This window comes from Blastococcus saxobsidens (assembly GCF_002938435.1).
Classification (GTDB): domain Bacteria; phylum Actinomycetota; class Actinomycetes; order Mycobacteriales; family Geodermatophilaceae; genus Blastococcus; species Blastococcus saxobsidens.
Genome location: NZ_POQT01000022.1, coordinates 14,216 through 39,768 on the forward strand (window position 1 = coordinate 14,216; position 25,553 = coordinate 39,768).

Annotated in this window: 24 protein-coding genes and 2 tRNA genes; 22 read left to right on the forward strand and 4 right to left on the reverse strand. The window is 72.8% G+C overall.

Translation table 11 applies throughout. From position 1 onward, the window contains the following. Nucleotides 1–7 precede the first annotated feature (7 nt). Together rnpA and rpmH are read right to left on the reverse strand one after the other, a co-directional pair. Nucleotides 8–388 carry a ribonuclease P protein component gene (gene rnpA, locus C5507_RS13760; protein ID WP_104529094.1) on the reverse strand — a complete coding sequence of 127 codons (381 nt, stop codon included), beginning with the start codon at nucleotides 386–388 and terminating at the stop codon, nucleotides 8–10. Nucleotide 389: 1 nt separating this feature from the next. Further along, nucleotides 390–527 carry a 50S ribosomal protein L34 gene (gene rpmH / locus C5507_RS13765; RefSeq protein ID WP_040338882.1) on the reverse strand — a complete coding sequence of 46 codons (138 nt, stop codon included), beginning with the start codon at nucleotides 525–527 and terminating at the stop codon, nucleotides 390–392. 685 nt (nucleotides 528–1,212) lie between these two features. Between rpmH and dnaA the strand changes: the two genes are divergently transcribed. The 7 genes from dnaA (at nucleotide 1,213) to C5507_RS13805 (ending at nucleotide 10,698) form a co-directional block, all read left to right on the forward strand. Beyond that, nucleotides 1,213–2,949: a chromosomal replication initiator protein DnaA gene (gene dnaA / locus C5507_RS13770; RefSeq protein ID WP_104529095.1), complete on the forward strand. Its 1,737-nt coding sequence runs from the start codon at nucleotides 1,213–1,215 to the stop codon at nucleotides 2,947–2,949. Nucleotides 2,950–3,926: 977 nt separating this feature from the next. Next, the gene (dnaN, locus tag C5507_RS13775) at nucleotides 3,927–5,084 is read left to right on the forward strand and encodes a DNA polymerase III subunit beta (RefSeq protein ID WP_104529096.1); all 1,158 of its coding nucleotides are present in this window, start codon (nucleotides 3,927–3,929) and stop codon (nucleotides 5,082–5,084) included. A 93-nt stretch (nucleotides 5,085–5,177) separates the two neighbouring features. Further along, nucleotides 5,178–6,110 carry a phosphogluconate dehydrogenase (NAD(+)-dependent, decarboxylating) gene (gnd, locus tag C5507_RS13780; RefSeq protein ID WP_104529097.1) on the forward strand — a complete coding sequence of 311 codons (933 nt, stop codon included), beginning with the start codon at nucleotides 5,178–5,180 and terminating at the stop codon, nucleotides 6,108–6,110. 87 nt (nucleotides 6,111–6,197) lie between these two features. Next, the gene (gene recF, locus C5507_RS13785; protein WP_104529098.1) at nucleotides 6,198–7,376 is read left to right on the forward strand and encodes a DNA replication/repair protein RecF; all 1,179 of its coding nucleotides are present in this window, start codon (nucleotides 6,198–6,200) and stop codon (nucleotides 7,374–7,376) included. Then, nucleotides 7,373–7,873: a DciA family protein gene (locus C5507_RS13790; RefSeq protein WP_104529099.1), complete on the forward strand. Its 501-nt coding sequence runs from the start codon at nucleotides 7,373–7,375 to the stop codon at nucleotides 7,871–7,873. The genes recF and C5507_RS13790 overlap by 4 nt, the downstream gene beginning before the upstream one ends. Before the next feature lie 43 nt (nucleotides 7,874–7,916). Then, nucleotides 7,917–8,912 carry a hypothetical protein gene (locus C5507_RS13800; RefSeq protein ID WP_158657605.1) on the forward strand — a complete coding sequence of 332 codons (996 nt, stop codon included), beginning with the start codon at nucleotides 7,917–7,919 and terminating at the stop codon, nucleotides 8,910–8,912. 10 nt (nucleotides 8,913–8,922) lie between these two features. Beyond that, on the forward strand, nucleotides 8,923–10,698 hold the full coding sequence (locus tag C5507_RS13805) for an ABC transporter ATP-binding protein (protein ID WP_207225879.1): 1,776 nt from the start codon (nucleotides 8,923–8,925) through the stop codon (nucleotides 10,696–10,698). 71 nt (nucleotides 10,699–10,769) lie between these two features. On the opposite strand, the gene C5507_RS13810 is transcribed toward C5507_RS13805, so the two are convergent. Next, nucleotides 10,770–12,314, reverse strand: a complete 1,545-nt coding sequence (locus C5507_RS13810; RefSeq protein WP_104529143.1) for an SDR family oxidoreductase — start codon at nucleotides 12,312–12,314, stop codon at nucleotides 10,770–10,772. A 282-nt stretch (nucleotides 12,315–12,596) separates the two neighbouring features. Here C5507_RS13810 and gyrB point away from each other — a divergent pair, with 282 nt between their 5' ends. The 6 genes from gyrB to C5507_RS13835 all read left to right on the forward strand — a co-directional run bounded on the left by gyrB (nucleotide 12,597) and on the right by C5507_RS13835 (nucleotide 18,898). Beyond that, nucleotides 12,597–14,630, forward strand: coding sequence for a DNA topoisomerase (ATP-hydrolyzing) subunit B (gene gyrB, locus C5507_RS13815; protein WP_104529102.1), 2,034 nt, complete (start codon nucleotides 12,597–12,599; stop codon nucleotides 14,628–14,630). Nucleotides 14,631–14,743: 113 nt separating this feature from the next. Further along, nucleotides 14,744–17,212 carry a DNA gyrase subunit A gene (gene gyrA / locus C5507_RS13820; protein WP_104529103.1) on the forward strand — a complete coding sequence of 823 codons (2,469 nt, stop codon included), beginning with the start codon at nucleotides 14,744–14,746 and terminating at the stop codon, nucleotides 17,210–17,212. Between the two features lie 104 nt (nucleotides 17,213–17,316). After that, nucleotides 17,317–18,036, forward strand: a complete 720-nt coding sequence (locus tag C5507_RS13825; protein WP_104529104.1) for a DUF3566 domain-containing protein — start codon at nucleotides 17,317–17,319, stop codon at nucleotides 18,034–18,036. A gap of 466 nt (nucleotides 18,037–18,502) precedes the next feature. Then, a tRNA-Ile gene (locus C5507_RS13830) sits at nucleotides 18,503–18,576 on the forward strand. 83 nt (nucleotides 18,577–18,659) lie between these two features. Then, nucleotides 18,660–18,800: a DLW-39 family protein gene (locus C5507_RS22700; RefSeq protein ID WP_165400475.1), complete on the forward strand. Its 141-nt coding sequence runs from the start codon at nucleotides 18,660–18,662 to the stop codon at nucleotides 18,798–18,800. Between the two features lie 25 nt (nucleotides 18,801–18,825). Next, nucleotides 18,826–18,898: transfer RNA gene (locus C5507_RS13835), tRNA-Ala, on the forward strand. Between the two features lie 302 nt (nucleotides 18,899–19,200). On the opposite strand, the gene C5507_RS13840 is transcribed toward C5507_RS13835, so the two are convergent. Further along, complete coding sequence (locus C5507_RS13840) at nucleotides 19,201–19,554, reverse strand: ArsR/SmtB family transcription factor (protein ID WP_104529105.1); 354 nt, start codon at nucleotides 19,552–19,554, stop codon at nucleotides 19,201–19,203. Nucleotides 19,555–19,619: 65 nt separating this feature from the next. Here C5507_RS13840 and C5507_RS13845 point away from each other — a divergent pair, with 65 nt between their 5' ends. The 9 genes from C5507_RS13845 to C5507_RS13885 all read left to right on the forward strand — a co-directional run bounded on the left by C5507_RS13845 (nucleotide 19,620) and on the right by C5507_RS13885 (nucleotide 25,461). After that, entirely contained in the window at nucleotides 19,620–20,231 is a 612-nt protein-coding gene (locus tag C5507_RS13845) for a DUF305 domain-containing protein (RefSeq protein WP_104529106.1), read from the forward strand. Nucleotides 20,232–20,299: 68 nt separating this feature from the next. Continuing rightward, on the forward strand, nucleotides 20,300–20,617 hold the full coding sequence (locus C5507_RS13850; RefSeq protein ID WP_104529144.1) for a rhodanese-like domain-containing protein: 318 nt from the start codon (nucleotides 20,300–20,302) through the stop codon (nucleotides 20,615–20,617). A gap of 68 nt (nucleotides 20,618–20,685) precedes the next feature. Further along, nucleotides 20,686–22,083, forward strand: coding sequence for an MBL fold metallo-hydrolase (locus C5507_RS13855; RefSeq protein WP_207225880.1), 1,398 nt, complete (start codon nucleotides 20,686–20,688; stop codon nucleotides 22,081–22,083). 56 nt (nucleotides 22,084–22,139) lie between these two features. After that, nucleotides 22,140–22,730 (forward strand): rhodanese-like domain-containing protein, encoded by a 591-nt coding sequence (locus tag C5507_RS13860; RefSeq protein WP_104529107.1) that lies wholly within the window; start codon nucleotides 22,140–22,142, stop codon nucleotides 22,728–22,730. A gap of 43 nt (nucleotides 22,731–22,773) precedes the next feature. Beyond that, on the forward strand, nucleotides 22,774–23,550 hold the full coding sequence (locus C5507_RS13865; protein WP_104529108.1) for a sulfite exporter TauE/SafE family protein: 777 nt from the start codon (nucleotides 22,774–22,776) through the stop codon (nucleotides 23,548–23,550). A 58-nt stretch (nucleotides 23,551–23,608) separates the two neighbouring features. Further along, nucleotides 23,609–24,013 (forward strand): DUF302 domain-containing protein, encoded by a 405-nt coding sequence (locus C5507_RS13870; RefSeq protein WP_207225881.1) that lies wholly within the window; start codon nucleotides 23,609–23,611, stop codon nucleotides 24,011–24,013. Nucleotides 24,014–24,190: 177 nt separating this feature from the next. Further along, a complete protein-coding gene (locus tag C5507_RS13875; protein WP_104529147.1) occupies nucleotides 24,191–24,403 on the forward strand; it encodes a hypothetical protein in 213 nt (70 codons plus the stop codon). 6 nt (nucleotides 24,404–24,409) lie between these two features. Continuing rightward, nucleotides 24,410–24,931, forward strand: a complete 522-nt coding sequence (locus C5507_RS13880) for a hypothetical protein (RefSeq protein ID WP_130504292.1) — start codon at nucleotides 24,410–24,412, stop codon at nucleotides 24,929–24,931. Further along, nucleotides 24,928–25,461 carry a peptidylprolyl isomerase gene (locus C5507_RS13885; protein ID WP_104529110.1) on the forward strand — a complete coding sequence of 178 codons (534 nt, stop codon included), beginning with the start codon at nucleotides 24,928–24,930 and terminating at the stop codon, nucleotides 25,459–25,461. The genes C5507_RS13880 and C5507_RS13885 overlap by 4 nt, the downstream gene beginning before the upstream one ends. Nucleotides 25,462–25,553 lie beyond the last annotated feature (92 nt).

Consider the following 25,553-nt stretch of genomic DNA (forward strand, 5'->3'; position numbering starts at 1 on the left):
CCGGCCCTCATCGGGCGCGCGTCCGCTCGCCCAGGAGCCGGTCCAGCCCCGAGGCCAGGTCGCGGCGCAGCACGGCGGAGTCGGCCCCGGCGGCCTCGGGCCTGGCTCGCACCACGAGGTCCGCGCCGGCGGGCAGCCGCCCGAGCTCGGCGCGCACCACGGCGCGCAGGCGACGGGTCACCCGGTGCCGCACGACGGAGTTCCCCACGTTCTTGCCCACCACGAAACCGGCCCGTGCAGCCGCCGGGGACGCGAGGTCGCCGGCCGGCTGCGCGGGCCGTTCGGAGAGGTAGTGCAGCACCATGGTCGGTCGCCCGGCACGCCGGCCGGATCGGACGACGGCACTGAACTCCGGGCGCCGGCGCAGGCGTGCCTGCGCTGGCAGCACGTCAGGCGGAGAGCTTCTCGCGGCCCTTGCGCCGACGGCCGGCCAGGATGGCCCGGCCCGCGCGGGTACGCATCCGCAGCCGGAAGCCGTGGGTCTTGGACCGGCGGCGGTTGTTCGGCTGGAACGTGCGCTTGCTCACGAGGTACTCCCACTACACGACATCGGCGGTGCGCTCCCGTCGGTGGACGGGGGCGCGCAGGGCCCCGGACCGGCACGACGGCCACTCCTGGAACCCCGGAAGCTGACACTGCGGACGGTCGACCGGCTCCCGGCACCGCAGGCACGCTGCAGCGGCCGGGGTCGGGCAGACCCGTCCACAGACTCCGGCAAGCATAACCGAGACCCGGCGGGTGCCGGTGACCGGTCGCGGCCGACCGCCCATGGTCACCCCGGACGGCGCACCACCGGCGGACGACGCGCCGAGGGCCATCTCGCCCGGCACGGCGTCCCGGGTGCGCCGGAGGCGCCGGCGTCGTTGCCGGGCTGTGGACGGAGCTGTTAGCGTCGCCGTCGCTCCGCGTCGGGCGTCAGGGTCACGGCGCGCGGGCCGACCCCGTCGGTCGACCGACCGCCGAGCCGCTCCTCCACCCGCCCAACCAGGTGGCTGACCAGCGGAAACGCTGGTCCGGCCGCCGTCCCCCTACGAGGCCGGCGCATTCCACCGCCGACCGTGCACAGCCTGTGGACACCGATGTGGAACACGTGCGTGCGCGTGTCCACAACGGGCATCCAGGGGTGGACGCGCAACTCGCGGCGGGGACGGTGCGGAGGTGCCGGAGCGCCGGGAGCGGCCGCGGGTCGACTGCATGGGAGGACGAGACGGCATGGCCGATGCCACGCTGGACCTGGCGACGGTCTGGGACCAGATCCGGGAGCGGCTGGCCACCAGCCTCTCCCCTCAGCAGAACGCCATGCTGAACCTGACCCGCCCCCTGGGGCTGGTCGAGGACACCGCGGTGCTCGCTGCACCGAACGAGTTCACCCAGACGGTGCTCGAATCGCGCATGCGCCGGGTGCTGGCCGAGGCGCTGTCCGAGCAGTTCGGCCGGGACATCCGCGTGGCCGTGCAGCTGGAGGACGCCCCGCCGCAGGCCGACGAGCCCCGCGACGAGGAGCCGGTCCGCCGGCCCTGGTCGGCGGCCGAGGCGCAGCGCGCCGAGGAGGACCGTGCCACCCGCGACCGCGCCGACGACGGGCGCAGCGCCTTCGGCGTCCGGACCGACGTCGTGGGCAAGGCCCCCTGGGACCGGGACGCCGCGGCCGAGCGTCCCGCGGACACCCAGTTCCCACAGGTCCGCGAGCTGCACCCGGCCGACGGGCCGCAGCGCCCGCCGGTCGACCGAGGAGCCCCGGAGGACTGGAGCACCACGCCGTGGGGGCCGGCCCCGGGTGAGCCGGCCGACGGCGATCGCAGCGCCGACGTCCTGCCCTTCGACGTCGACCCGGGCTCCGGTGACCAGCGTCGCGGCGGGCCGGCGGCCGGCGGTCGCGGCCGCCGGCCCGAGGGCGGCCGCCCGGCGGGCCTGGACCCGGGCCTCAACCCCAAGTACGTCTTCGACAGTTTCGTCATCGGCAACAGCAACCGCTTCGCCCACGCCGCGGCCGTCGCGGTGGCCGAGGCGCCGGCCCGGGCGTACAACCCGCTGTTCATCTACGGCGAGTCCGGCCTGGGCAAGACCCACCTGCTGCACGCGATCGGGCACTACGCCGCCCGCATGTTCCCGAACGTGAAGGTGCGCTACGTCAGCACCGAGGAGTTCACCAACGAGTTCATCAACCTGGTGCACTCCGGTCGGGCCGAGGACTTCCGCCGCCGCTACCGGGACATCGACTTCCTGCTGATCGACGACATCCAGTTCCTCGAGCGGGCCGAGCGCACGCAGGAGGAGTTCTTCCACACCTTCAACACGCTGCACAACGCCAGCAAGCAGATCGTGATCACCTCCGACCGCCCGCCGAAGAAGCTGACGACGCTGGAGGACCGGCTGCGCACCCGCTTCGAGTGGGGCCTGATCACCGACGTCCAGGCGCCCGACCTCGAGACCCGCATCGCCATCCTGCGCAAGAAGGCCTGGGGCGAGCGGCTGCAGGTGCCCGACGCGGTGCTGGAGTTCATCGCCAGCAAGGTGCAGACCAACATCCGCGAGCTGGAGGGCGCCCTCATCCGCGTCACCGCGTTCGCCTCGCTCAACAAGCAGCAGGTGGACCTGCCGCTGGCCGAGCTCGTGCTCAAGGACCTGATCAGCGACGAACAGGGCCCGCAGATCACCGCGGCGATCATCATGGCCGCGACCGCGGAGTACTTCTCCGTGACGATGGAGGAGCTGCAGGGCACCAACCGCAGCCGCACGCTGGTGAACGCCCGGCAGATCGCCATGTACCTGTGCCGCGAGCTGACCGAGCTGTCGTTGCCGCGGATCGGGGCCTCCTTCGGCGGCAAGGACCACACCACGGTCATGCACGCCGTCAAGAAGATCACCAACCTGATGAGCGAGCGGCGGGCCACGTACACGCAGGTCACCGAGCTGACCGCGCGGATCAAGAGCCGCGCCCGGCAGTGACACCGCGGCCCTCCGGACCCCACCCGGCGTGATCCTGCAGGGCCCGTCACCGAAAGTTCCTGCCCTGACGACCTCTGCGACGGTCGACGCCGTCCCGCAGTGCCCGGCGTCTCGTCCCCGGCGGTCCGTGCACCTTCCGCCGGAAGCGTCGAGGGCGGCCGCACGGGCGGCCCCGGGCCTCGCCGCGCGCGGGGGCCGGTCACCGTCCCGGCAGCTGCCGGCCACCTGCCCGACGTGGTCGACAAGTGGTTGTCCACACCTGTGCGGAAGCCTGGGGAGGACGGAAGCCCAGGATTCCGGGCCGATGACGGCGGGACGGCGATCGGTCGTGGTCGACAGATCGAGAAGTTGTCCCCAGGAATGTGCACAGGTTGGGGAGATCTTCCCTTCCGGCCTCGTCCGGGGTAACGGGCCGCCGGGGCCGGCTCGACGACACCATCCCCGAACGACCCGCTGACCTGCGGTTACGCCGTCCGGCCCGGCCGCCTGCGCCGAGCCGCGTCGAACCGGCCGGAGGGGCTGGGCACGGCCTGGGGACGAGCCGGGGGTGGACAGGGGACAGCGGGTGGAGGACGGACGGCGACGGTGCACAGCCGTCGATCTGTCCACCTGTCGACAACAGGGGGACGCTGACCCTGCACAAGCGGTCAACACCCCCGGACGCCCGCTGACCTGCGGAAAGGGGCCCGATCCCCAGCTTCCACACGTGTGATGACGAGGATGAAGGAGTTATCCCGGAGAATTCTCGAACCACACTCTGGGTGGGGACGCTGCGCTGGGAGGCCTTCCAGGCGCTCCGCGCAGGCCGCAGGAGCCCATCGAGGGGCGGGGTTTCCCCACGGGGCACCGCACCAGGCACGATGAGCACCGCAGCGGAGCCCTCGAGGCCCCGTTGCCGGGAAACGACGAGCTCCTCCCCGTACCGGCTGCCGGAATCCGGTGGCCGGTGGGCGGACCGAACATGGGTGGGTCGAGAGATGAAGTTCCGGGTGGCACGTGAGGTGCTCGCCGACGCCGTCGCCTGGACGGCGCGCAGCCTGCCGCCGCGGCCGTCGGTGCCGGTCCTGGCGGGCATCCTGCTCGAGGTCGACGGGAGCCAGTTGTCGGTCTCGGGCTTCGACTACGAGGTATCGGCCCGCGCGGAGATCGACGTCCAGACCAGTGAGAGCGGGCGTGCGCTCGTCCCGGGCCGGCTCCTCGCCGAGATCACCCGGGCCCTGCCCCCGCACCCGGTCGACATCACCGCCGAGGGCCCGCGGCTGGCCATCACCTGCGGCAACGCCCGGTTCAGCCTCCCGACCCTGCCGGTCGAGGACTACCCCTCGCTGCCGTCGATGCCCTCGGCCGCCGGCATCGTGGACAGCGACGTCTTCGCCGAGGCCGTGGGCCAGGTGGCCATCGCCGCCGGACGCGACGACACCCTCCCGATGCTCACCGGTGTCCGGCTGGAGATCGAGGACGACCTCATCACCCTGGCCGCCACCGACCGCTACCGGCTGGCCGTGCGCGAGTTCGCCTGGCGCCCGGAGACCTCGGGCATCTCGGCCGCCGTCCTGGTCCCGGCCCGCACCCTCGCCGACGCGGCCAAGACGCTGACCAGCGGACCGGAGATCACCCTGTCGCTGTCCTCGGGCAGCTCCGGCGAGGGCATCCTGGGCCTGTCGGGCAAGGACCGGCAGACCACCACCCGGCTGCTGGACGCCGAGTTCGTGAAGTACCGCGCGATCATGCCGAACGAGTCCCTGTCCAACGCCACGCTGCCGGTCAGCCTCTTCACCGACGCCGCCAAGCGCGTCGCCCTGGTCGCCGAGCGCGGCACGCCGCTGCGCTGCGAGTTCACCCCGGGCCAGGTCACGCTCCGGGCCGGCGGTACCGACGACGAGGGCCAGGCCGAGGAGCGCTGCGACGTCGACTTCGACGGCGACCCGCTGACGATCGGCTTCAACCCGACGTTCCTGCTCGACGGCCTGGCCGCGGTGCACACCCCCCAGGCCCGGCTGGACTTCACCAGCCCGCTCAAGCCCGCGGTGCTCTCCGGGGTCGAGGAGGAGCCGTCGGACGACGCACCGGCCGCCCCGGCGGAACGGCCGGGCAGCTACCGGTACCTGATCATGCCGGTGCGGCTGCCGGGCTGAGCCCGCCGCGGGGGAGCCGGTGTCGCACGATCCGGCCCTGGCCAGCACGATGGAGCACGGACGCAGACGAAAACGCTGAGAGGGGACGCCGTCGTGCAGCTGGGGCTGATCGGGCTGGGCAAGATGGGCGGCAACATGGCCGAGCGGCTGCGCCGCGCCGGGCACGAGGTCGTGGGCTACGACCGCGCCCCCGGCAAGCGCGACGTCGACAGCCTGCCCGCGCTGGTCGAGGCGCTCGAGGCGCCCCGCGTCATCTGGGTCATGGTGCCCGCGGGCGATCCGACGAAGGCGACGGTCAAGGAGCTGGGCGAGCTGCTCAGCCCCGGCGACATCGTGATCGACGGCGGCAACTCGAAGTACACCGACGACCAGGTGCACGACGTGATGCTCCGCGAGAAGAACATCGGCTACATCGACGTCGGCGTCTCCGGTGGCGTGTGGGGCCTGGAGAACGGCTACGCGCTGATGGTGGGCGGCACCAAGGAGGACGTCGCCACGGCGCAGCCGATCTTCGACGCCCTCAAGCCCCCGGCGCCGGTGGACGAGTCCGGCCAGGAACTGCCCGGTGCCGGCTTCGTGCACGCCGGGCCGGTCGGCGCCGGCCACTTCAGCAAGATGGTCCACAACGGCATCGAGTACGCGCTCATGCAGGCCTACGGCGAGGGCTACGAGCTGCTGGCCGCCGTCGACCTCATCGAGGACGTGCCCGGCGTCATCGCCTCCTGGACCCAGGGCACCGTCATCCGCTCCTGGCTGCTGGACCTGCTGGTCCGCGCCCTGCAGGAGGACCCGGCCCTGGAGCGCATCACCGGGTACGCCGATGACTCCGGCGAGGGCCGGTGGACCGTCGAGCAGGCGATCGAGAACGCCGTCCCCATGCCGACCATCGCCGCGTCCCTGTTCGCCCGCTTCTCCTCCCGCCAGGAGGACTCGCCGACCATGAAGGCCGTCGCCGCGCTGCGCAACCAGTTCGGCGGGCACGCCGTCCGCGCGGTCCAGGCGCAGGAGGCCGAGCGCCCCGCCTGAAGGACCGCCCTTCCCCCCACGCCTCGCTGTGCTCGGCGCGGGCCCCTGAAGAGCGGCCGTTCCAGCACCTCACCACGGAGGGCCTCGTTGTACGTACGGCACCTGCAGGTGGGCTCGTTCCGCAGCTGGGACCGGGTGGACCTGGCCCTGGGGCCCGGGCCGACGGTGCTCGTCGGCCGCAACGGCGAGGGCAAGACGAACCTGGTGGAGGCCGTCGGCTACCTGGCGACCATGAGCAGCCACCGGGTCTCCGGCGACGCACCGCTGGTGCGCCACGGGGCCGCGCAGGCGGTGGTCCGCGCCGCGCTGCGCCGCGGGGACCGCGAGCTCCTGGTGGAGATCGAGATCAACCCCGGCAAGGCCAACCGGGTGCGGGTCAACCGGGGCGCCCTGCCACGCCCGCGGGAGCTGCTGGGCCTGGTCCGCACGGTGCTGTTCGCCCCGGAGGACCTCTCCCTGGTGCGGGGCGACCCGACCGAACGGCGCCGCTTCCTCGACGAGCTGCTGGCCACCCGCACGCCGCGGCTGGCCGGCGTCCGCAGCGACTACGACCGGGTCCTCAAGCAGCGCAACGCGCTGCTGAAGACCGCCCGGCTGGCGCGCGGCAAGGCCATGGAGACCCTCGACGTCTGGGACGGTCACCTCACCGATCTCGGTGGGCAGCTCCTGGACGCGCGGCTCCGGCTCATCGCCGACCTGGCGCCGCACGTGGCCGAGTCCTACGCCGCGGTGGCGGGCGAGGGCAGCGCGGTGGCGGGGCTCGGGTACAGCTCGACGGTGCCGCTGGCCGGCGAGGGCGTCGCGCTCGTTCCCGGTGCCACGCTGCCGTCGGCCGGGGAGCTGACCGAGGCGATGCGGGCGCGGGTCGCCGAGCGCCGGGGTGACGAGCTCGACCGCGGCATGACGCTCGTGGGGCCGCACCGCGACGACCTGGTCATCCACCTGGGACCGGCACCGGCGAAGGGCTTCGCCAGCCACGGCGAGTCGTGGTCGCTCGCGCTGGCGCTCAAGCTGGCGACGTTCGCCCTCTTGAGGGCCGAGGGCGAGGACCCCATCCTGGTCCTCGACGACGTCTTCGCCACCCTCGACGCCGAGCGGCGGGCGGCCCTGGCGGCCGTCGCCCGGTCCGCCGAGCAGACGCTGATCACCGCCGCGGTGATGGACGACGTGCCGCCGGAGCTGCGCGGCGCGCGGGTCGAGGTGGGCGGCGGCTTCGCCGTCGTGGTCAAGGAGGGCGTTCCGGCCGGGGAGGGCAGGGTGCCGTGAGCGAGGACCGGCCCGCCCGGCCGAGCGACATCGCCCGGGCCGCCCTCGAGGCCGCGCGGGCGGCGTCGGCCTCCCGCCCCCGGCCGACCCGGCGGCGGGTCGCCGGCCCGCGCCGCTCCTGGAGCGGCCCCGGCCCCGGCGCCGACGACCCCCAGCCGCTGGGACGGCTGGTCGACTCCCTGGTCAGCAACGAGGACTGGTCGTCGCGGACGAAGGTGGGGTCGGTGTTCGGCCGGTGGGACGCCATCGTGGGTCCCGACATCGCCTCGCACTGCCGCCCGGAGACGCTCAGCGAGGGGGTCCTGCTGGTCGTGGCCGAGTCCACGGCGTGGGCCACCCAGCTGCGGCTGCTGGCGCCGACGATCCTCGGCAAGCTGCGCGCGCAGGTCGGCGGGGACGTCGTGACGTCGTTGCGCGTTGTCGGTCCGACGGCCCCCAGCTGGAAGAAGGGCCCGCGCTCGGTGCGCGGACGGGGACCCCGCGACACCTACGGATGAGGCGCCCGACGCAACGGTCCGGCGCCGGGAGGAGGATGCAGCGATGAGCAGCCCCCGCGACGGTGACCGGGACGGTTTCGACGACGGCGACGGCAGCGGGTGGCGCGAGCCCCCGCACCTCGGCTCCGGTGGGGCCGAGGACGAGGACCGGCCGAACTTCGTCGACCGGCGGAAGAAGCCGCGGGACGACGAGCAGCCGATCTCCGCGCGCTCCTGGCAGCCGCCGGGCTGGGACCTGCCGGCCGCCGAGCCGGAGCGCCCGGTGCCGCCGCCCGCAGCGGGGCCGGTGCCCGGCGACGGGCCGGTGCCCGGAGCCGGCCGGGCGCCCGGTGACGCACCCGCGCCCCTGGACGCGCCGCCGCCGCAGGGTCCGCCGCTCCCGGGTCAGCCACCGGAGGCCGGAGGCACCGACCGCCGGGGCCGGCGCCGCACGCCCGGCGCGGCCGACCAGGTGTTCGCCTACCAGGGCGACCTCGTCGGGGCGCAGGGCTGGGCCCTGCAGCAGGGCTGGACCGTCTCCGACGGCACCACCCCGCAGGACGCCCCGCTCGCCGAGGTGATCGCCTCCTCGCCGGTCCGCGCCACCAAGGACCACCGCCCCGGCAACGTGCTGCGCGGCCGGGCCGGCTCCCTGGAGCTGGTGGCCTTCGACGTCGTCTACGCCTCGGGGCGGTACGTCGTCCCGGAGTACGCGATCACCGCCGCCCCGATGCTGGGCACCGGGCCCGGCTTCCGGCTCAGCCCGGCCCGGTTCTGGCGGCACCGGACCGGCGGCATGGTGCCGCTGGCGAGCGGGGACCCGGCGTTCGACGCGCGCTGGCTGCTGCTGGCCGCCGAGGACGACCCGCGCCTGCACCGGCTCGCGCAGGACCCGGCGGTGCACGGGCTCCTGCTCGGCACCGACGACGGCGACGAGTTCTGGTCCGGCGCAGGGCACGTCTGCGCCGTCCGGCCCGACGGGCACCGCCCGCAGCTGCTGGAGCACCACGCCCGGCTGCTGTCGGCGATCGTCGCCGCGCTGGGCGCCGGCGGGTACTGACCGGCCGCAGGTGGACCCCGAGGGCCTCGTCCCGGCGCCGGCCGCAGGGGTGCGCGACCTGCTGCCGCTGCTGCGCCCGCACCGGCGACCCCTGCTGGTCGCCGCGGGCCTGTCGCTGGTCGCGGCGGCCGCGGCCCTCGCCCAGCCCGCGCTGGTGGCGGCGACGATCCGGGCGGTGAGCTCCGGGAACCCGCTGCTGCCGGTGGTGAGCGCGCTGGTGGTCGTGCTCCTGGCGTCGGCCGCGCTGGGCGCGCTGCAGCAGTTCCTCCTGCAGCGGACCGCCGAGGGGGTCGTGCTCACCACCCGCCGCACCGTGGCCGACCGCCTCCTGCGGCTGGAGATCGCGGAGTACGACCGGCGCCGGATCGGGGATCTGATCTCCCGCATCGGGGCGGACACCACGCTGCTGCGGGCCACGGTCACCTCGGGGGTCGTCGAGGTGGCCGGCTCGACGGTGGTCGCGGTCGGTGCCCTCGTGGCGATGGCCCTGGTGGACGGCCGGCTGCTGCTGGTCACCGTCGGCGCCGTCGGGCTGGGGCTGGCGGTGGTGCTGACGGTGTCCCGCGGGGTGCGCCGGGCCTCGCAGGAGGCGCAGGCGGCGGTGGGCGCGATGACCGCGACAGTCGAACGGGCGCTGTCGGCGGTGCGCACCATCCGGGCCGGCGGTGCCACCGCCCGCGAGGTCGGCGTCGTGGGCGAGGCCGCCGGGGAGGCGCACGCCGCCGGGGTCCGGGTGGCCCGGCTGCAGGCGCTCGTGGCGCCGGCCGGCCAGGTGGCGGTGCAGGGCGCGTTCCTCGCGGTCCTGGGGCTGGGCGGTTACCGGGTGGCCACCGGCTCGATCGCCGTCGCCGATCTCGTGGCGTTCATCCTCTACCTGTTCCTGCTGGTCATGCCCCTGGGGCAGGCCATCGGCGCGTGGACGCAGCTGCAGACGGGCCTGGGCGCGCTCGCCCGGCTGCGCGAGATCCTGGACCTGGCGCCGGAGGCCGACGACCGTCCCCAGCGCGGTGGTGCCGTCGTCCGCGACGTCCCCCGGGTCCCGGCGGCCGGGGACCCCACCCCGCTGCTGTCGCTCGAGGACGTCTCCTTCGCCTACCCGGACGGCACGGAGGTCCTGCGTGGGGTGTCCATGACCGTGCCGCCCGGTGCGCGGGTGGCGCTGGTGGGGCCCTCGGGCGCGGGCAAGTCGACGGTCCTCGCGCTGGTCGAGGGCTTCTACCCGCTGTCCGGCGGGTGCATCCGGTGGGCCGGCACCGACGTCCGCGACCTGCCACGGGCGGCGCTGCGGGCCCGGCTGGGCTACGTCGAGCAGGAGGCGCCGGTCCTCGCGGGATCGGTGCGGGAGAACCTGCTGCTCGCCGCGCCGGGGAGCACGGACGACGAGCTGTGGGCCGTGCTGGCCGACGTCGGCCTGACCGGCGTCGTCCAGCGCTCGGCCCGGGGGCTGGACGTGCCGGTCGGCGACGAGGGGGTGCTGCTGTCCGGGGGTGAACGGCAGCGGCTGGCCATCGCCCGCTCGCTGCTCGCCCGCCCGTCGCTGCTGCTGCTCGACGAGCCCACCGCCAGCCTGGACGCCCGCAACGAGGGCCTGCTCCGCGACACCCTGGCGGCGGCCTCGGCCGACCGGGCGCTCCTCGTCGTGGCGCACCGGCTGTCCACGGTCCGCGACAGCGACCAGATCGTGGTGCTCGACGCGGGCCGGGTGGTCGGCCGTGGCACGCACGACGAGCTCGTCGAGACCAGCGGGCTCTACCGGGAGCTGGCGACCGCCCAGCTGCTGGTCTGAAAGAGGACCCCCTTGCCCCCCACCGCTCGCAGGCTCGCGGCTGGCCCCTGCAAGGGGGCCGTTCCAGCACGTCACCGGGCTCGGGGCGGGGCCGGCCTCCGCTCCTCGGCGGCGCGGACGAGGCCGCGGATCATGCCGCCGAAGACGAACCCGTGGAACGCGGCCACGGCCCACCAGTAGGCGTGACCGGACAGGCCGCGAGGGGCGAAGGTGGCCCGTTGCCGGAGCACGCTGCCGCCCCGCCCGCCGGGTGCGGCGCCGTCGTGTTCCACGTGGAACTCCAGCCACGCCAGGCCCGGCACCCGCATCTCCGCGCGCAACCGCAGGAGGCGGCCGGCCTCCCGCTCCTCGACCCGCCAGAAGTCCAGCGCGTCACCCACGTAGAGCCGATCGGGATCGCGGCGCCCGCGGCGCAGGCCGACCCCGCCGACCATGCGGTCCAGCCCGCCCCGCACCCGCCAGGCCAGCGGCCAGGAGTACCAGCCGCGTTCCCCGCCGATGCCCTCCACCACGCGCCACAGCGCGTCGGGCGAGGCGGTGCTGGCGAGCACCCGGTCGTCGACGTAGAGGGTGCCGCCGGCCCAGTCCGGATCGGTGGGCAGCGGGTCCGACGGTGCCCCGGGCACGGACGCCGACGCCCACCGGGTGGTGACGGCGGAGTCGCGGACGCGCTGGACGGCCAGCCGGACGGCGTCGTCGAACCCGAGCAGCCCACCGGGCGGGTCCGGCACGTACCGGGCGATGTCGTGCTCGGCGCAGACGACGGTGTTGCGCAGCGACTCCACCAGGGGCCGCGCGATGCCGGCCGGCACCGGCGTGATGAGGCCGACCCAGTGGCTGGACAGGGACGGGCTGAACAGCGGCACCGGCACGATCCGGCGACGCGGCAGCTCGGCGACGTGCGCGTACCGCTGCATCATCTCCGCGTAGTCCATGACGTCCGGGCCGCCGATGTCGAAGCACCGGTGCACCGCGGCGGGCAGCTGGGCACACGCCACCAGGTAGCGCAGCACGTCGCGGATGGCGATCGGCTGGATCCGGCTGTGCACCCAGCGCGGCGTGACCATGACCGGCAGCCGCTCGGTGAGGTAGCGCAGCATCTCGAAGGACGCCGACCCCGAGCCGAGCACGACGGCGGCCCGCAGCACCACGGTCGGCACGCCCGAGCCCAGCAGGATCTCGGCGACCTCGGCGCGCGAGCGCAGGTGCGGGGACAGTTCCTCGTCCTCCGGCGCCAGCGCGCCGAGGTGGACCAGCCGCCGGACGCCGGCGCGGCGGGCCGCGTCCGCCATCACCCGTGCGGTGCGCCGGTCGGCCCCGCCGAACGACGGCCCGCCGCCCAGGGCGTGGATCAGGTAGTAGACGACGTCGACACCCCGGCAGGCCTCCGCGACCGCGACCGGGTCGCCGGCGTCGGCGCGGACCACCTCGACGTCCCCCGCCCAGGGGTGGTCGCGCAGCCGCTCCGGGGAGCGGCTCAGCACGCGGACCCGGTGGCCGGCGGCCAGCAGTTCCGGCACCAGCCGGCCACCGACGTACCCCGTCGCGCCGGTGACCAGGCAGGTGAGCGGGGCACCGGTGGACGGGACGTGCGGGGCTGCCTCCGGCTGGACCATGACCCGAGTCTGCGCGGCCGCGTCCACCGGTGCCGTCGCCCCGAGCCCTCCACGGGCCCGGCAACGGCGTGGCACACAGGGAGCCAACTCCCATGGTGCGGGAGGTGCCGCGAGTGGCGCAGACACGACCTCAGGGCGTGGACGGCGTCATTCCTGTCGTACGTCGCGGTATCGTGGTCGCTGAAAACCGTCAGCAACCGGCTCAGTGCCCTTCTGCGCCGTTCCGCCCCCTGTCCCGGGTCGGGGGCGTGAGGTCCCGGTTGCTCGAGAGGAAGGCCCCACGTGGTCGCAGCACCCCTGACCGAGAACGCCTACTCCGGCAGCTCCATCACCGTCCTCGAGGGACTCGAGGCGGTCCGCAAGCGCCCGGGTATGTACATCGGATCGACGGGCGAGCGCGGCCTGCACCACATGGTGTGGGAGGTCGTCGACAACTCCGTCGACGAGGCGCTGGCCGGCCACGCCGACCGCGTGCACGTCACGCTGCTGGCCGACGGCGGTGTCCGGGTCGAGGACAACGGCCGTGGCATCCCGGTCGACATGCACCCGGTCGAGAAGCGGCCCACCGTCGAGGTGATCATGACCGTCCTGCACGCGGGCGGGAAGTTCGACGGCAAGAGCTACGGGGTCTCCGGCGGTCTGCACGGCGTCGGTGTCACCGTCGTCAACGCCCTGTCCACGCGGCTCGACGTCCAGGTCTGGCGCGACGGGACCGAGTGGACGCAGAGCTACGCCTACGCCAAGCCCGGTCCGCTGGAGGAGGTCGGCCCCACGAAGAAGCGCGGGACGGCCATCACCTTCTGGGCCGACGGGGGCATCTTCGAGACCACGCGCTACTCGTTCGACACGATCAACCGGCGCCTGCAGGAGATGGCCTTCCTGAACAAGGGCCTGACCATCACGCTGCGCGACGAGCGCCCGGGCCACAGCAAGGCCGAGTCCGGTCTGTCCGACGAGGTCACCCTCGCCGAGGCCGCGCCGCCGGCCGGTTCCGAGGACGAGGCCTTCGAGCCCACCGAGATCACCTACAAGTACGACGCGGGCCTCATCGACTACGTCGGCCACATCAACGCGAAGAAGTCGCCGATCCACAAGTCGGTCATCAGCTTCGCCGCCGAGGGCACCGGCAAGAACGACATGGCCATGTCGATCGACGTCGCCATGCAGTGGTCCGAGGCCTACTCCGAGTCGGTCTACACCTTCGCCAACATCATCAACACCCACGAGGGCGGTACGCACGAGGAAGGTTTCCGTGCGGCACTGACCTCCATCGTCAACCGGTACGCCGAGGAGAAGAAGCTCTTCAAGGGCAAGGACGAGAAGCTCACCGGCGAGGACATCCGGGAGGGCCTCGCCGCGATCGTCTCGGTGAAGCTCGGTGACCCGCAGTTCGAGGGGCAGACGAAGACCAAACTCGGCAACACCGAGGTGAAGGGGTTCGTGCAGAAGGTCTGCAACGAGCAGATCGGGCACTGGTTCGAGGCCAACCCCACCGAAGCCAAGATGATCATCAACAAGGCGGCCTCGGCAGCCCGCGCCCGGCGTGCCGCGCAGGACGCCCGGAAGCTGGCCCGCAAGAGCCTGCTCAGCAACAACTCGCTGCCGGGCAAGCTCGCCGACTGCCGCTCCACCGACCCGCGCGCCTCGGAGATCTACATCGTCGAGGGCGACTCGGCCGGCGGTTCGGCGAAGTCCGGCCGCGACTCGATGTTCCAGGCGATCCTGCCGATCCGCGGGAAGATCATCAACGTCGAGAAGGCGCGCATCGACCGGGTCCTCAAGAACAACGAGGTCCAGTCGATGATCACCGCGTTCGGCACCGGCATCCACGACGAGTTCGACCTGTCGAAGCTCCGCTACCACAAGATCATCCTGATGGCGGACGCCGACGTCGACGGCCAGCACATCCGCACCCTGCTGCTGACCCTGCTGTTCCGCTTCATGCGGCCGCTGGTCGAGGCCGGCCACGTCTACCTCGCCCAGCCCCCGCTGTACAAGATCAAGTGGGGCGGCAAGCACGCCGACGACTACGTCTACACCGACCGTGAGAAGGACGCCGTGCTCAAGGCGGCCGCCGAGTCCGGCCGGAAGGTCAAGGACGACGCCATCCAGCGGTTCAAGGGCCTCGGCGAGATGAACGCCAAGGAGCTGTGGGAGACCACGATGGACCCGGAGACGCGGATCCTGCTGCAGGTCACCCTCGAGGACGCCGCCACCGCCGACGAGCTGTTCAGCGTCCTCATGGGCGAGGACGTCGAGGCCCGCCGCAGCTTCATCACCCGCAACGCGCGCGACGTCCGCTTCCTCGACGTCTGACCCGGCGCCGTCGGGCAGCCGGCCGGTGAACTCCCCCCGGCCGGCGCCCGACGCCCCGGTTGACCAGCGACTTTGTCCACCTCTGTGCACCGACCTGTGGAGACTGTGAAACCGTGACGGAGACCTCAGCCCGCGACCGCGTCGAACCGGTCGACCTCCAGCAGGAGATGCAGCGCAGCTACATCGACTACGCGATGTCGGTCATCGTCGGCCGGGCGCTGCCCGAGGTCCGTGACGGCCTCAAGCCGGTGCACCGCCGCGTGCTGTACGCGATGTACGACCAGGGCTTCCGCCCCGATCGCAGCTACGTCAAGTGCGCCCGCGTCGTCGGTGAGGTGATGGGTAACTACCACCCGCACGGCGACACCTCGATCTACGACGCCCTCGTGCGGCTCGCCCAGCCCTGGGCCATGCGATACCCGCTCATCGACGGGCAGGGCAACTTCGGCTCCCCGGGCAACGACCCGGCCGCGGCCATGCGGTACACCGAGGCCCGGCTCACGCCGCTGGCCATGGAGATGCTCCGGGACATCGACGAGGAGACCGTCGACTTCCAGCCGAACTACGACGGCAAGAACCAGGAGCCGCTGGTCCTGCCGGGGCGCATCCCGAACCTGCTCATCAACGGGTCCGCCGGCATCGCCGTCGGCATGGCCACGAACATGCCGCCGCACAACCTGCGCGAGGTCGCCGACGCCGTCTTCTGGACGCTCGACCACCCCGCCGCGGAGCCCGAGGAAGCCCTGACGGCCTGCATGGAGCGGGTCAAGGGCCCGGACTTCCCGACCCACGGCCTGATCGTCGGCCGCGAGGGCATCGAGGACGCCTACCGGACGGGCCGCGGCTCGGTGCGCATGCGCGCCGTCGTCACCGTCGAGGAGGACGCCCGCGGCCGGGTGCAGCTGGTCTGCACCGAGCTGCCCTACCAGGTGAACCCCGACAACCTGGCCGAGTCGATCGCCGAGTCGATCAAGGAAGGCCGGATCCAGGGCATCAGCGAGATCGCCGACGAGTCCAGCGACCGCGTCGGCCGCCGGCTGGTCTTCACGCTGCGCCGTGACGCCGTCGCCAAGGTCGTGCTGAACAACCTCTACAAGCACACCCAGCTGCAGACGACGTTCGGGTGCAACATGCTCTCCATCGTCGACGGCGTCCCGCGGACGCTGCGGCTGGACGAGCTGGTGCGCGAGTACGTGAACCACCAGATCGACGTCATCCAGCGGCGTACGCGCTACCGCCTGCGCAAGGCCGAGGAGCGCGCGCACATCCTGCGCGGCTGGGCCAAGGCCCTCGACCAGCTCGACGCCGTCATCGCCCTCATCCGCAGCAGCCCCTCGGCCGACGAGGCCCGCGCCGGGCTGATGGAGCTGCTCGACGTCGACGAGATCCAGGCGATCTCGATCCTGGACCTGCAGCTGCGCCGTCTGGCCGCGCTGGAGCGCCAGCGGATCATGGACGAGCTGGCCGAGATCGAGGCCCGCATCGCCGACCTGCAGGCGATCCTCGCCTCGCCGGAGCGGCAGCGGCAGATCATCAAGGACGAGCTCGCCGAGATCGTCGAGAAGTACGGCGACGACCGCCGCACGCAGTTCGTCGCGAACGATGGCGACGTGTCGATGGAGGACCTCATCGCGGAGGAGGAGGTCGTCGTCACCATCACCCGCACCGGGTACGCCAAGCGGACGAAGAGCGACCTCTACCGCTCCCAGCGCCGCGGCGGCAAGGGCGTGATGGGCGCCGCGCTGAAGCAGGACGACATCGTCGACCACTTCTTCGTGGGCTCCACCCACGACTGGATCCTGTTCTTCACGAACAAGGGCCGGGTCTACCGCGCGAAGGCCTACGAGCTGCCCGAGGCCAACCGCACGGCGCGCGGCGCGCACGTGGCCAACATCCTGGCCTTCCAGGGCGACGAGAAGATCGCCCAGGTCATGCAGATCAAGGACTACACGGTCGCCCCCTATCTGGTCCTGGCGACCGCCAAGGGCCAGGTGAAGAAGACCCGGCTCACCGACTTCGACTCCCCCCGCACCGGTGGCGTCATCGCCATCAACCTGCGGGACGGCGACGAGCTGGTGGGCGCCGCGCTGATCGACCCCGAGCAGGACCTGCTGCTGGTCACCCGCAAGGCGATGTCGATCCGGTTCAAGGCCGACGACGCCGCGCTGCGGCCGATGGGCCGGGCCACCGAGGGAGTGCGCGGCATCGCGCTGAGCTCCGACGACCGGCTGCTGTCGATGATGGTGGTCGAGGAGGGCGTCGACGTGCTCGTGGCCACCGAGCGCGGGTTCGCCAAGCGCACGGGCATCGAGAACTACCCGAACCAGGGACGCGGCGGCAAGGGCGTGCTCACCGCCGACCCCAAGGCGCGCAAGGGTGCTCTGGTGGGCGCGCTCGCGGTGACGCTGGGCGACGAGCTGTACGCCATCACCTCCGGCGGCGGTGTCATCCGGACGCCGGTCAACGGCGTGCGGCACAACAAGGACCGCGCCACCATGGGTGTCAAGCTCATGAACTTGCCTGAGGACGTGTCGATCGTGGCGATCGCCCGTACGACGGACAACGACGAGCCAGCGGCCTAGGGTGAGCGGGTAGTCACGAAAGCGTCTGCGTCCTGCGGCGGCCCCGGTCGCCGCAGGACCGGCACTGAGGGAGCGGCCTGGCCGCTGCGGAACGGGAGACTGGCATGAGCGACCGGACGCAGAGTTCGGTGCGCACCGACTCCCGGGCCGGGGACGGTCCGGACGCGTCGGGTGCGCCCGGCGCGGGGCCGAACTCCTCGACCACGCAGTCCATCCCCGCCACCGGCGCCCAGCGGGCGCAGGCGCCGGGCACCGGCTCGGTGCCCCTGGTCCCCCAGCCGCTGGTGGACGCCCCGACCGGTCCCGCCCCGACCGGTCCCGTCCCGGCCGCGCCGCCGGCCCCCGCGCAGTCCGGCCCGGCCACGGGTGCTGGCCCGGCCACGGGTGCCGGCTCTGCCACCGACGCCACCTCGGTCCCCGCGGGGGCAGCGAGCCGGGCCGGCGCCAAGCAGGTCGGCCGCGGTCCGCGCCGGGCCCGGCTGCAGCTGCGGCACATCGACACCTGGTCGGCACTGAAGATCTCGCTGGTCCTCTCCATCTCGCTGTTCTTCATCTGGATGGTCGCCGTCGGCGTGATGTACCTGGTGCTCAACGGCCTCGGGGTCTTCGACACCATCAACGGCCTGGTCGGCCAGTTCGGCACCACGTCGGAGTCGGGCGGCAGCGAGGTCGTCACGCCGGGCATCTTCTTCTGGGGCGCGGCGATCATCGGGGCCATCAACGTGGTCCTGCTGACGGCGCTCTGCACCGTGGGCACGTTCATGTACAACCTCTGCTCCGATCTGGTCGGCGGGCTCGAGCTCACCCTCTCCGAGCGGGACTGACCCGCCGCGGTCGCCATCTGCATCGCGACCGCACGCGTCGGATGCCGATCCGGCCGAGCGGATCCGGCACACCGGCGGGGGCCCCTCGGTCCTCGTCATCGTGCCCGGCAGGCCTGGCCGCGGTGCCCGGGTCGAAGCGCTCGGATCCGCCGGTGACTGCCGTCCGGTCGCCGGGCAGCGCGCCCCGCAGCCGTGGTGCCGCTCCTGCGGTCGAGGCGGGCTCCACGTGCGCGGAAACCGGCGTCCTACGGCGCCTCCGAGCACCTTCTTCTCCGCATGAGGGATCGTGCCGGCCGGATCCCAGCCGTGCCCCAGCAACTCCGGGGAACCTGTTGCCCGACGGCGCTCCCGGAGCGCGACTTCCCTGACGTGGTGGTCGCCGGCGGCCCGCCTCCGCTGCCCACCCCGCCGCCGGGACCCCCTGCCGGGACCGGTCCGGGGGTCAGGTACGCTTTTCGAGGTTCACGGGCCTGTAGCTCAGGCGGTTAGAGCGCATCCCTGATAAGGATGAGGCCGGAGGTTCAAGTCCTCCCAGGCCCACCCGTGTGCCGGAGCCAGGCGGTTCCGCGACTCGCCGGTCGTCGTCTCCGCGGCGAGCGAATCTGCTCGAGGAGGTTCTCCGCGTGCTGAAGAAGCTGGCGCTCGCCGCAGTTGCGGCCGGTGCCCTGGCCGCCGTCCGCAAGCGCTCCGCCGGCAAGGGTGAGGCGGACCTCTGGCACGAGGCGACCAGCGGACCGGACGCCGTCAGCCGACCGGCCCGCTGATCTCCCGGCCCGCAAGGGTCATCCCGGGGACGTAGCTCAATTGGCAGAGCACCGCCTTTGCAAGGCGGGGGTTAGGGGTTCGATTCCCCTCGTCTCCACTCCGCTGACCCGCGGATGCACCTCCGTCGGGGGCTCCGGGGAGCCCTCCTACGGGGTCTCAGTCCGTAGAGAGTTCGCAACTCGTCCGCGGGATGCGGCCCGCAGCGCGTCCAGCCGGTCGGCCACCTCGTCCAGGTCGCCGTCGTCCAGGTCGGCGTAGCGGTCCGGTGTCATGGCCGCCGAGACCGGCCTGGGCGGCGGAGCTAGGGACCAGGCGGCATGTGCTCCCCCTTCGCCATGGGGGTGGTGGAGGCCCGATGCCGGCGGAGCCTGGGGCGGTGAGGTCGATCGACGGTTCCCCTCAGCGGCTGGCTGGCGCCTGTGGCGGTGGGAGGACGGCCTGCAAGGCGCTGTACCGATCCCGCAGGGCGTCGCAGACCAGCTCGCAGAGCGTGAAGACGCTGGGATCGGCGATGGCGTACTGAGCGGTGTTCCCCGTGCGGGCGCGTTCGAGCAGCCCGGCGCTGTGCAGCACGCCGAGGTGCTTGGAAGCGTTCTGCTGGCTCAGGTCGGCACGGGTGGCCAGTTCGCCGACGCTGGCCGGCCCGGCGCGCAGCGCGTCGAGCAGCTTGATGCGGGCCGGTTCGCTCAGCACGCGGAAACGCTGGGCGACCAACTCCACCAGTGGGTCGGGCAGCGGGCTGGGAATGGACACACCCCTATCTTACTTACAACTGCACAGTTGTATGGTTGTGAGACGACGAGGAAAGGAAAACTCCGATGCGGACGACACGAGGACGACTGGTGGCGGGCACGGCGGCGTTGCTGCTGCTCGGCGGTGGTGTGGCGACCGGCGCCCAGCTGCTGCCGGGCGCCGGGGCGGTCTCCCGGCCGTCCACCGGATCCGGCATGGGTTCGGCGATGCCGGGGATGGCCCGCTCGGCGGATGCGATGTTCGCGGTGCAGATGGCGGTGCACCACGAGTCGGCGGTGCAGATGGCCCGGCTGGCCGAGGAGCGGGCGCAGCGCCCCGAGGTCCGGCAGCTGGCCCGGGACATCGAGCGCACCCAGACCGCGGAGATCGCCCAGCTGCGCGCCGCGGCTACGCGGCTGGGCACCGACCCGGACGCCCCAGCCGGCGGCATGGCCGCTGGGATGGGCTCGGGGATGGCCGGGATGGGCTCGGAGACGGACCTGACCGAGGTGCCGGACGACCAGTTCGACCGCGCCTTCCTGGAAGCCATGATCCCGCACCACCGGATGGGCGTGCACATGGCCCAGATGGTCCAGCAGGCCGGCAGCGACCAGCAGATCGCCGCGATGGCCGCGGAGATGGTCCGCGTCCAGACCGACGAGATCTCGCTGATGCAGGACTGGCTGGACCAGCAGTGATCACCGGTCACCGGCGGTCCGGTGACCCGGAAGCACCTACCGCGCACCCCGACAGCAAGGAGCACGACATGGACCCCCGCACGGTGCAGGACTCCCGCAGCCAAGTACAGATCCTCGACGTCCGCGAGGACGACGAATGGGCAGCCGGCCACATCGACGGCGCGGTGCACATCCCCCTCGGCCAACTCCCCCAGCGCATCGACGAGCTCGACGCCCAGCGCCCCGTCGTCACGGTCTGCCGCGGCGGCGGGCGCGCCGCGAAGGCCGCGGAGCTGCTGACCTCCTCCGGACGACGGGCCGCGGTGATGGACGGCGGGATGCAGCGCTGGGCGCGCGAGGGCCTGCCCTCCAGCACCGCCGACGGAAGCCCCGGAACCGTCGCCTGAACGCCACCCGACGCCACCCGGCCACACCCGCCCGCGATCCGCGGGCGCACCTCAAGGAGACACACCCCGTGATCCACATCCACACCATCGAGACGTCCAGCCTGGGCGACCGCAGCTACCTGGCCACGGACGGGCAGGTCGCCGTCGTCGTCGACCCGCAGCGTGACATCGATCGGGTCCTCGACCTCGTCGAGCAGCGTGGCCTGCGCCTCACCCACGTGCTCGAGACCCACGTGCACAACGACTACGTCACCGGGGGCCTGGAGCTGGCCGTGCGCACCGGTGCGACCTACGTCCTGCCCACCGGCAGCGAGGCACTCTTCGACCACCACGCGGTCGGCGACGGGGACGTGCTGGAGGCCGGGGCGGTCCGGCTGCGGGTGCTGCACACCCCGGGCCACACCCACCACCACGTCAGCTACGTCCTCGAGGACGTCGAAGGCGACGGCGAAGGGGCCATCCGGGCGGTCTTCACCGGCGGGTCGATGCTCTACGGCTCGACCGGGCGCACCGACCTGGTCAGCCCAGCAGCCACCGACGAGCTGACCCACGCGCAGTTCCACTCCGTGCGCCGGATCGCCCGCGAGCTTCCCGCGCAGACCGAGGTGTTCCCGACCCACGGGTTCGGCAGCTTCTGCTCCGCGACCCCGACCAGCGGCACCGCCTCCACCGTCGGGGAGCAGTTGCGGGCCAACCCGGCCCTCACCATGGAGGAGCAGCAGTACGTCGACACCCTCCTCGCCGGGCTGGACGCCTACCCCGCCTACTACGCGCACATGGGTCCCATCAACCGCTCCGGCCCGGCCCCGGTGGACCTGTCGCTGCCCGAGCCGGTGGACCCGGCCGAGCTGCGCCGGCGGCTCGAGGCCGGTGAATGGGTGGTGGACCTGCGCCAGCGGACCGCGTTCGCCGCCGGTCACCTGCCCCGTAGCCTGAACTTCGAGCTCGGCACCAACTTCGTCACCTACCTCGGCTGGCTCTACACCTACGGCGCACCCCTGACGCTGATCGGCGCGAGCGAGGAGCAGGTCGCCCAGGCCCGCCGCGAGCTGGTCCGCATCGGCGTCGACGACCTCGCCGGCGCCGCCATCGGCGACATCGAGGCCCTCGCTGACGGGCAGGGCCTGCGCTCCTACCGGACCACTGATTTCGCCGGCCTCGCCGCCGCCCTGCAGCAGGGCCCGGTGCAGGTGCTCGACGCCCGCCGCAACGACGAACGCGCCCAGGGGTACGTCCGCGGGTCGCAGCACATCCCCCTGCACCAGTTGAACGTGCGCCTCGACGAGGTCCCCGAGGGCGAGCTGTGGGTCTACTGCGGCTCGGGCTACCGCGCCTCCATCGCCGCCTCGGTCCTGGACCGCCCAGACCGGCAGGTGGTCCTGATCGACGACTCCTACGACAACGCCGGCAAGGCGGGTCTGGAGGAACGGCCCGCCGAAGGCGACGCCCCCGCCGGCTCAGCCTGACCAGCGATTCGACCCACGACACCCCGCACTCGCCGGACCATCCGAGAAGGATATCCATGCACAGCCTCAGCCCTGACCGCATCGACGCGCCCACCGTGATCGACTGGCTGCGCGACCCCGACGCGGTCACCGTCATCGACGTCCGCAGCCCGGCGGAGTACGAGACGGCGCACATCGCCGGCTCCTACAACGTGCCGCTGAACCTGCTCGGCGACCACGCCGCCCAGCTCGCCGCCCGCCTGGACCGCAAGGTCGTGCTGGTCTGCCAATCGGGGACGCGGGCGGCCGAAGCCCAGCGGCGCCTCACCGGTGTCGGCGCGGCCAACCTCCACGTGCTCGGCGGCGGCGTCCCGGCCTACGCCGCAGCCGGCGGCGAGGTGATCCGCGGCGCCGCGCGGTGGTCCCTGGAGCGTCAGGTCCGCCTCGTCGCCGGATCGCTGGTGGTCGCCGGGGTAGCGGCAGGCCTGCGCGTGCCCAGGGCGACGCTCGTCGCCGGTGGCGTCGGCGCCGGGCTGACCCTGTCGGCGCTCACCGACACCTGCACGATGGGCCGGATCCTCGCCGCGCTGCCGCACAACCGCGGTCCCCGCGAGCGGAGCGTCGCCGAGGTCATCGACCAACTGCCGGAGGGCCGGCGGGCGGCGTGACCGGCCACAGGAAGCGGCTCTGCGCCCGAACGCGGACGTACTGATGGCCGCGGCGCTGGGCCTGGGCCTGACCATCGGCATCCTGCTCGGGCTGCTCGGCGGGGGCGGGTCGATCCTCGCCGTCCCCGCGCTGGTCTACGGCGTGGGTACCCCGCTGGCCGTCGCCGTTCCGACGTCCCTGCTCGTCGTCGGCGTCTCCTCGGTCACCGCCGTCCTCCCGCGGCTGCGGCAGGGGCAGGTGGCGTGGCGGATCGCCGGGGTGTTCGGGACGGCGGGCGCCGGGGCGGCGTTCGCCGGGGCCGCGGTCAACCGACTGCTCGACCCGAGGGTCGTACTCGTCGGGTTCGCCGCTCTCATGGTCGCCGCTGGGGTCCGGATGCTCCGCGAGCAGCTCACGATCGGCGGGGACTGCGCCCTTCCCGGCGGCGGGGTGAACTGGCGTGGATGCCTGCCCAAGGCCATCGGATCCGGTGTCGTCGTCGGCTTCCTCACCGGCCTCTTCGGCGTCGGCGGCGGCTTCCTGATCATCCCCGCGCTGGTTCTGCTGCTCGGGCTGCCGATGACCGTCGCTGTCGGCACCTCGCTGGTCATCATCGTGATCAACTCCGTCGCCGGGTTCGCCGCCCACGCTGGGGACGCCGCGCTGGACTACCGGGTCGCGCTGGCCTTCACCGCGGCCGCGGTGGTCGGCTCGCTGGCCTCGGCGAGGGTGGCCTCCCGGCTGCCGGCCGAGCGGCTGCGCCGCTGGTTCGCCTACCTGGTGTTCACCGTCGCAGCGCTCGTCGTGGTCCAGGCGCTGATCAACCCACCCAGCGGATAACCGCCCGCCACCGCGGGCAACCCATCCACCACGTCATCCACTACAGAAGGAGAACCCCTTGGTCGACTTCGGCATGAGCGTGCACGTCGACGCCCCGCTCCACGAGGCTCTGGAACGCACCCGCACGGCCCTGGCCGATCAGGGCTTCGGCATCCTCACCGAGATCGACGTCGCCGCCACCCTCAAGGCCAAGCTCGACGTCGACGTCCCCCCGCAGATCATCCTCGGCGCCTGCAACGCCCCGCTCGCCCGACAGGGCCTGCAGATCGAGCCGGACCTCGGGCTGCTGCTGCCCTGCAACGTCGTCGTCCGCACCGATGACGACGGGCGGACACTGGTCTCCGCCCTCAACCCGGAGCTCATGGTGACCGTCCCCGGCCGGCCCGCACTGGAACCGATCGCCGCCGATGCGAAGGCCCGGCTCCAGGAGGCACTGCGCGCTGTCGCTGATCAAGGTGCCTGACAGCACCGGTCGCGTGAGGTCTTGCACCTCATCGACCACGTTGTCGTCCCTCGACAACGGCCCGCCCCGAACGTGTGACGGCGCATGCGCCACGGCTGGCCGCAAGGCTTCCGTCGGTGGCACCCGGTAAACACGTGGTTGTGGATGGACGTGTGGATGAAGGACGTAGGGGTGACCATGTCGATCGCAGAGAGCAGCGCGTCTGTCGAGGTCAGCGAACTCACCCCTGAGGAAGCCGCCGCGGCCTTCGACCGAGTCGTCCGCACCGCCTTGGACCTGAGTGGGGAAGAGTTCCTCGCGGCCCTCGACGAGGGCAAGTTCGACGACATCGACCCCGATGCCAACCCGGGGCTGCTCGACGTGCTCATGGCGCTCCCCCTCGTACGCTGACGCCTCGTGCCGGGAGCGTCGCCGTATCAAGCGGTGGAAGCGTTCCTGGCGCCTCTCGAACGAGCGGTGGCCTGCCTCGGCACGGGCAAGATCGTCGTCTCACCCGGCGGTCGCGCGACCACGGACAAGACCCACGTCTGGACCCTGAACGGCGGAGACGGCCTCGTACTGCGCGGTGACGCGGCCGGCTGCCGGTTCCTCGCGTCCATGCACCACCGGATCCTCCCGAGCGACCCCGAGAAGTACGACGTCCAGCAGGGGCGCTGGCGGGTCACCACGTCGGCCTACCTGTACGAGTTCCGGACAGCGGTGACAGCGCTGCTCGGGACGGGTGTCCGGTCGGAACCGACAGCCGAACCACTCCTCGGTCGATCGGGCAAGGCGTGGCTCAGGCGTTCAATCCCTCTCGTCGCCACGCACGGCTGGGTCTTCGGACCGCCATCGATCCACGTGGAACATCCGCCGCTGCCGGCAAACCCCGGCCCCGTGCGACCCGCTCCCGCCGTCGGTGGGAGAGTGGATCCGTGACTGAATCGACTCCCGCCCGCCGCGCGGTCCTGCACACCAACCACGGCGACATCACCGTGGACCTGTTCCCCGACCACGCGCCGAAGACGGTCGCCAACTTCGCCGACCTCGCCGAGGGCCTCCGCGAGTGGACGCACCCGGCCACCCGTGAGAAGACCACCGACAAGCTCTACGACGGCACGATCTTCCACCGGATCATCTCCGGCTTCATGATCCAGGGCGGGGACCCGCTCGGTCAGGGCATCGGCGGCCCCGGTTATCAGTTCGGCGACGAGATCCACCCCGACCTGGCCTTCACCAAGCCCTACCTGCTCGCCATGGCCAACGCCGGCCCGGGCACCAACGGCTCGCAGTTCTTCATCACCGTCGCCCCGACGGCCTGGCTGACCGGCAAGCACACCATCTTCGGTGAGGTCGCCGACCAGGAGGGCCGCGACGTCGTCGACCGCATCGCCGCGGTGCAGACCGGCCGCAACGACCGCCCCGCGCAGGACGTCGTCATCGAGTCCGTCGAGGTGCAGCGCAGCTGAGCACGGGCCCTGACGGCGGGGGCGCCGGCGAGCAGCCGGCGCCCCCGCCGCCCTCGTGCTACCGGCACCCCGACCGGCCCACGGGGATCGGC

Coding starts and splice junctions, on each gene's coding strand:
- dnaA (WP_104529095.1), top strand. CDS start 1,213: ATGGCCGATGCCACGCTGGACCTGGCGACGGTCTGGGACCAGATCCGG.
- dnaN (WP_104529096.1), top strand. CDS start 3,927: ATGAAGTTCCGGGTGGCACGTGAGGTGCTCGCCGACGCCGTCGCCTGG.
- C5507_RS13800 (WP_158657605.1), top strand. CDS start 7,917: ATGAGCAGCCCCCGCGACGGTGACCGGGACGGTTTCGACGACGGCGAC.
- C5507_RS13810 (WP_104529143.1), bottom strand. CDS start 12,314: ATGGTCCAGCCGGAGGCAGCCCCGCACGTCCCGTCCACCGGTGCCCCG.
- C5507_RS13825 (WP_104529104.1), top strand. CDS start 17,317: ATGAGCGACCGGACGCAGAGTTCGGTGCGCACCGACTCCCGGGCCGGG.
- C5507_RS13845 (WP_104529106.1), top strand. CDS start 19,620: ATGCGGACGACACGAGGACGACTGGTGGCGGGCACGGCGGCGTTGCTG.
- C5507_RS13850 (WP_104529144.1), top strand. CDS start 20,300: ATGGACCCCCGCACGGTGCAGGACTCCCGCAGCCAAGTACAGATCCTC.
- C5507_RS13860 (WP_104529107.1), top strand. CDS start 22,140: ATGCACAGCCTCAGCCCTGACCGCATCGACGCGCCCACCGTGATCGAC.
- C5507_RS13865 (WP_104529108.1), top strand. CDS start 22,774: ATGGCCGCGGCGCTGGGCCTGGGCCTGACCATCGGCATCCTGCTCGGG.
- C5507_RS13875 (WP_104529147.1), top strand. CDS start 24,191: ATGTCGATCGCAGAGAGCAGCGCGTCTGTCGAGGTCAGCGAACTCACC.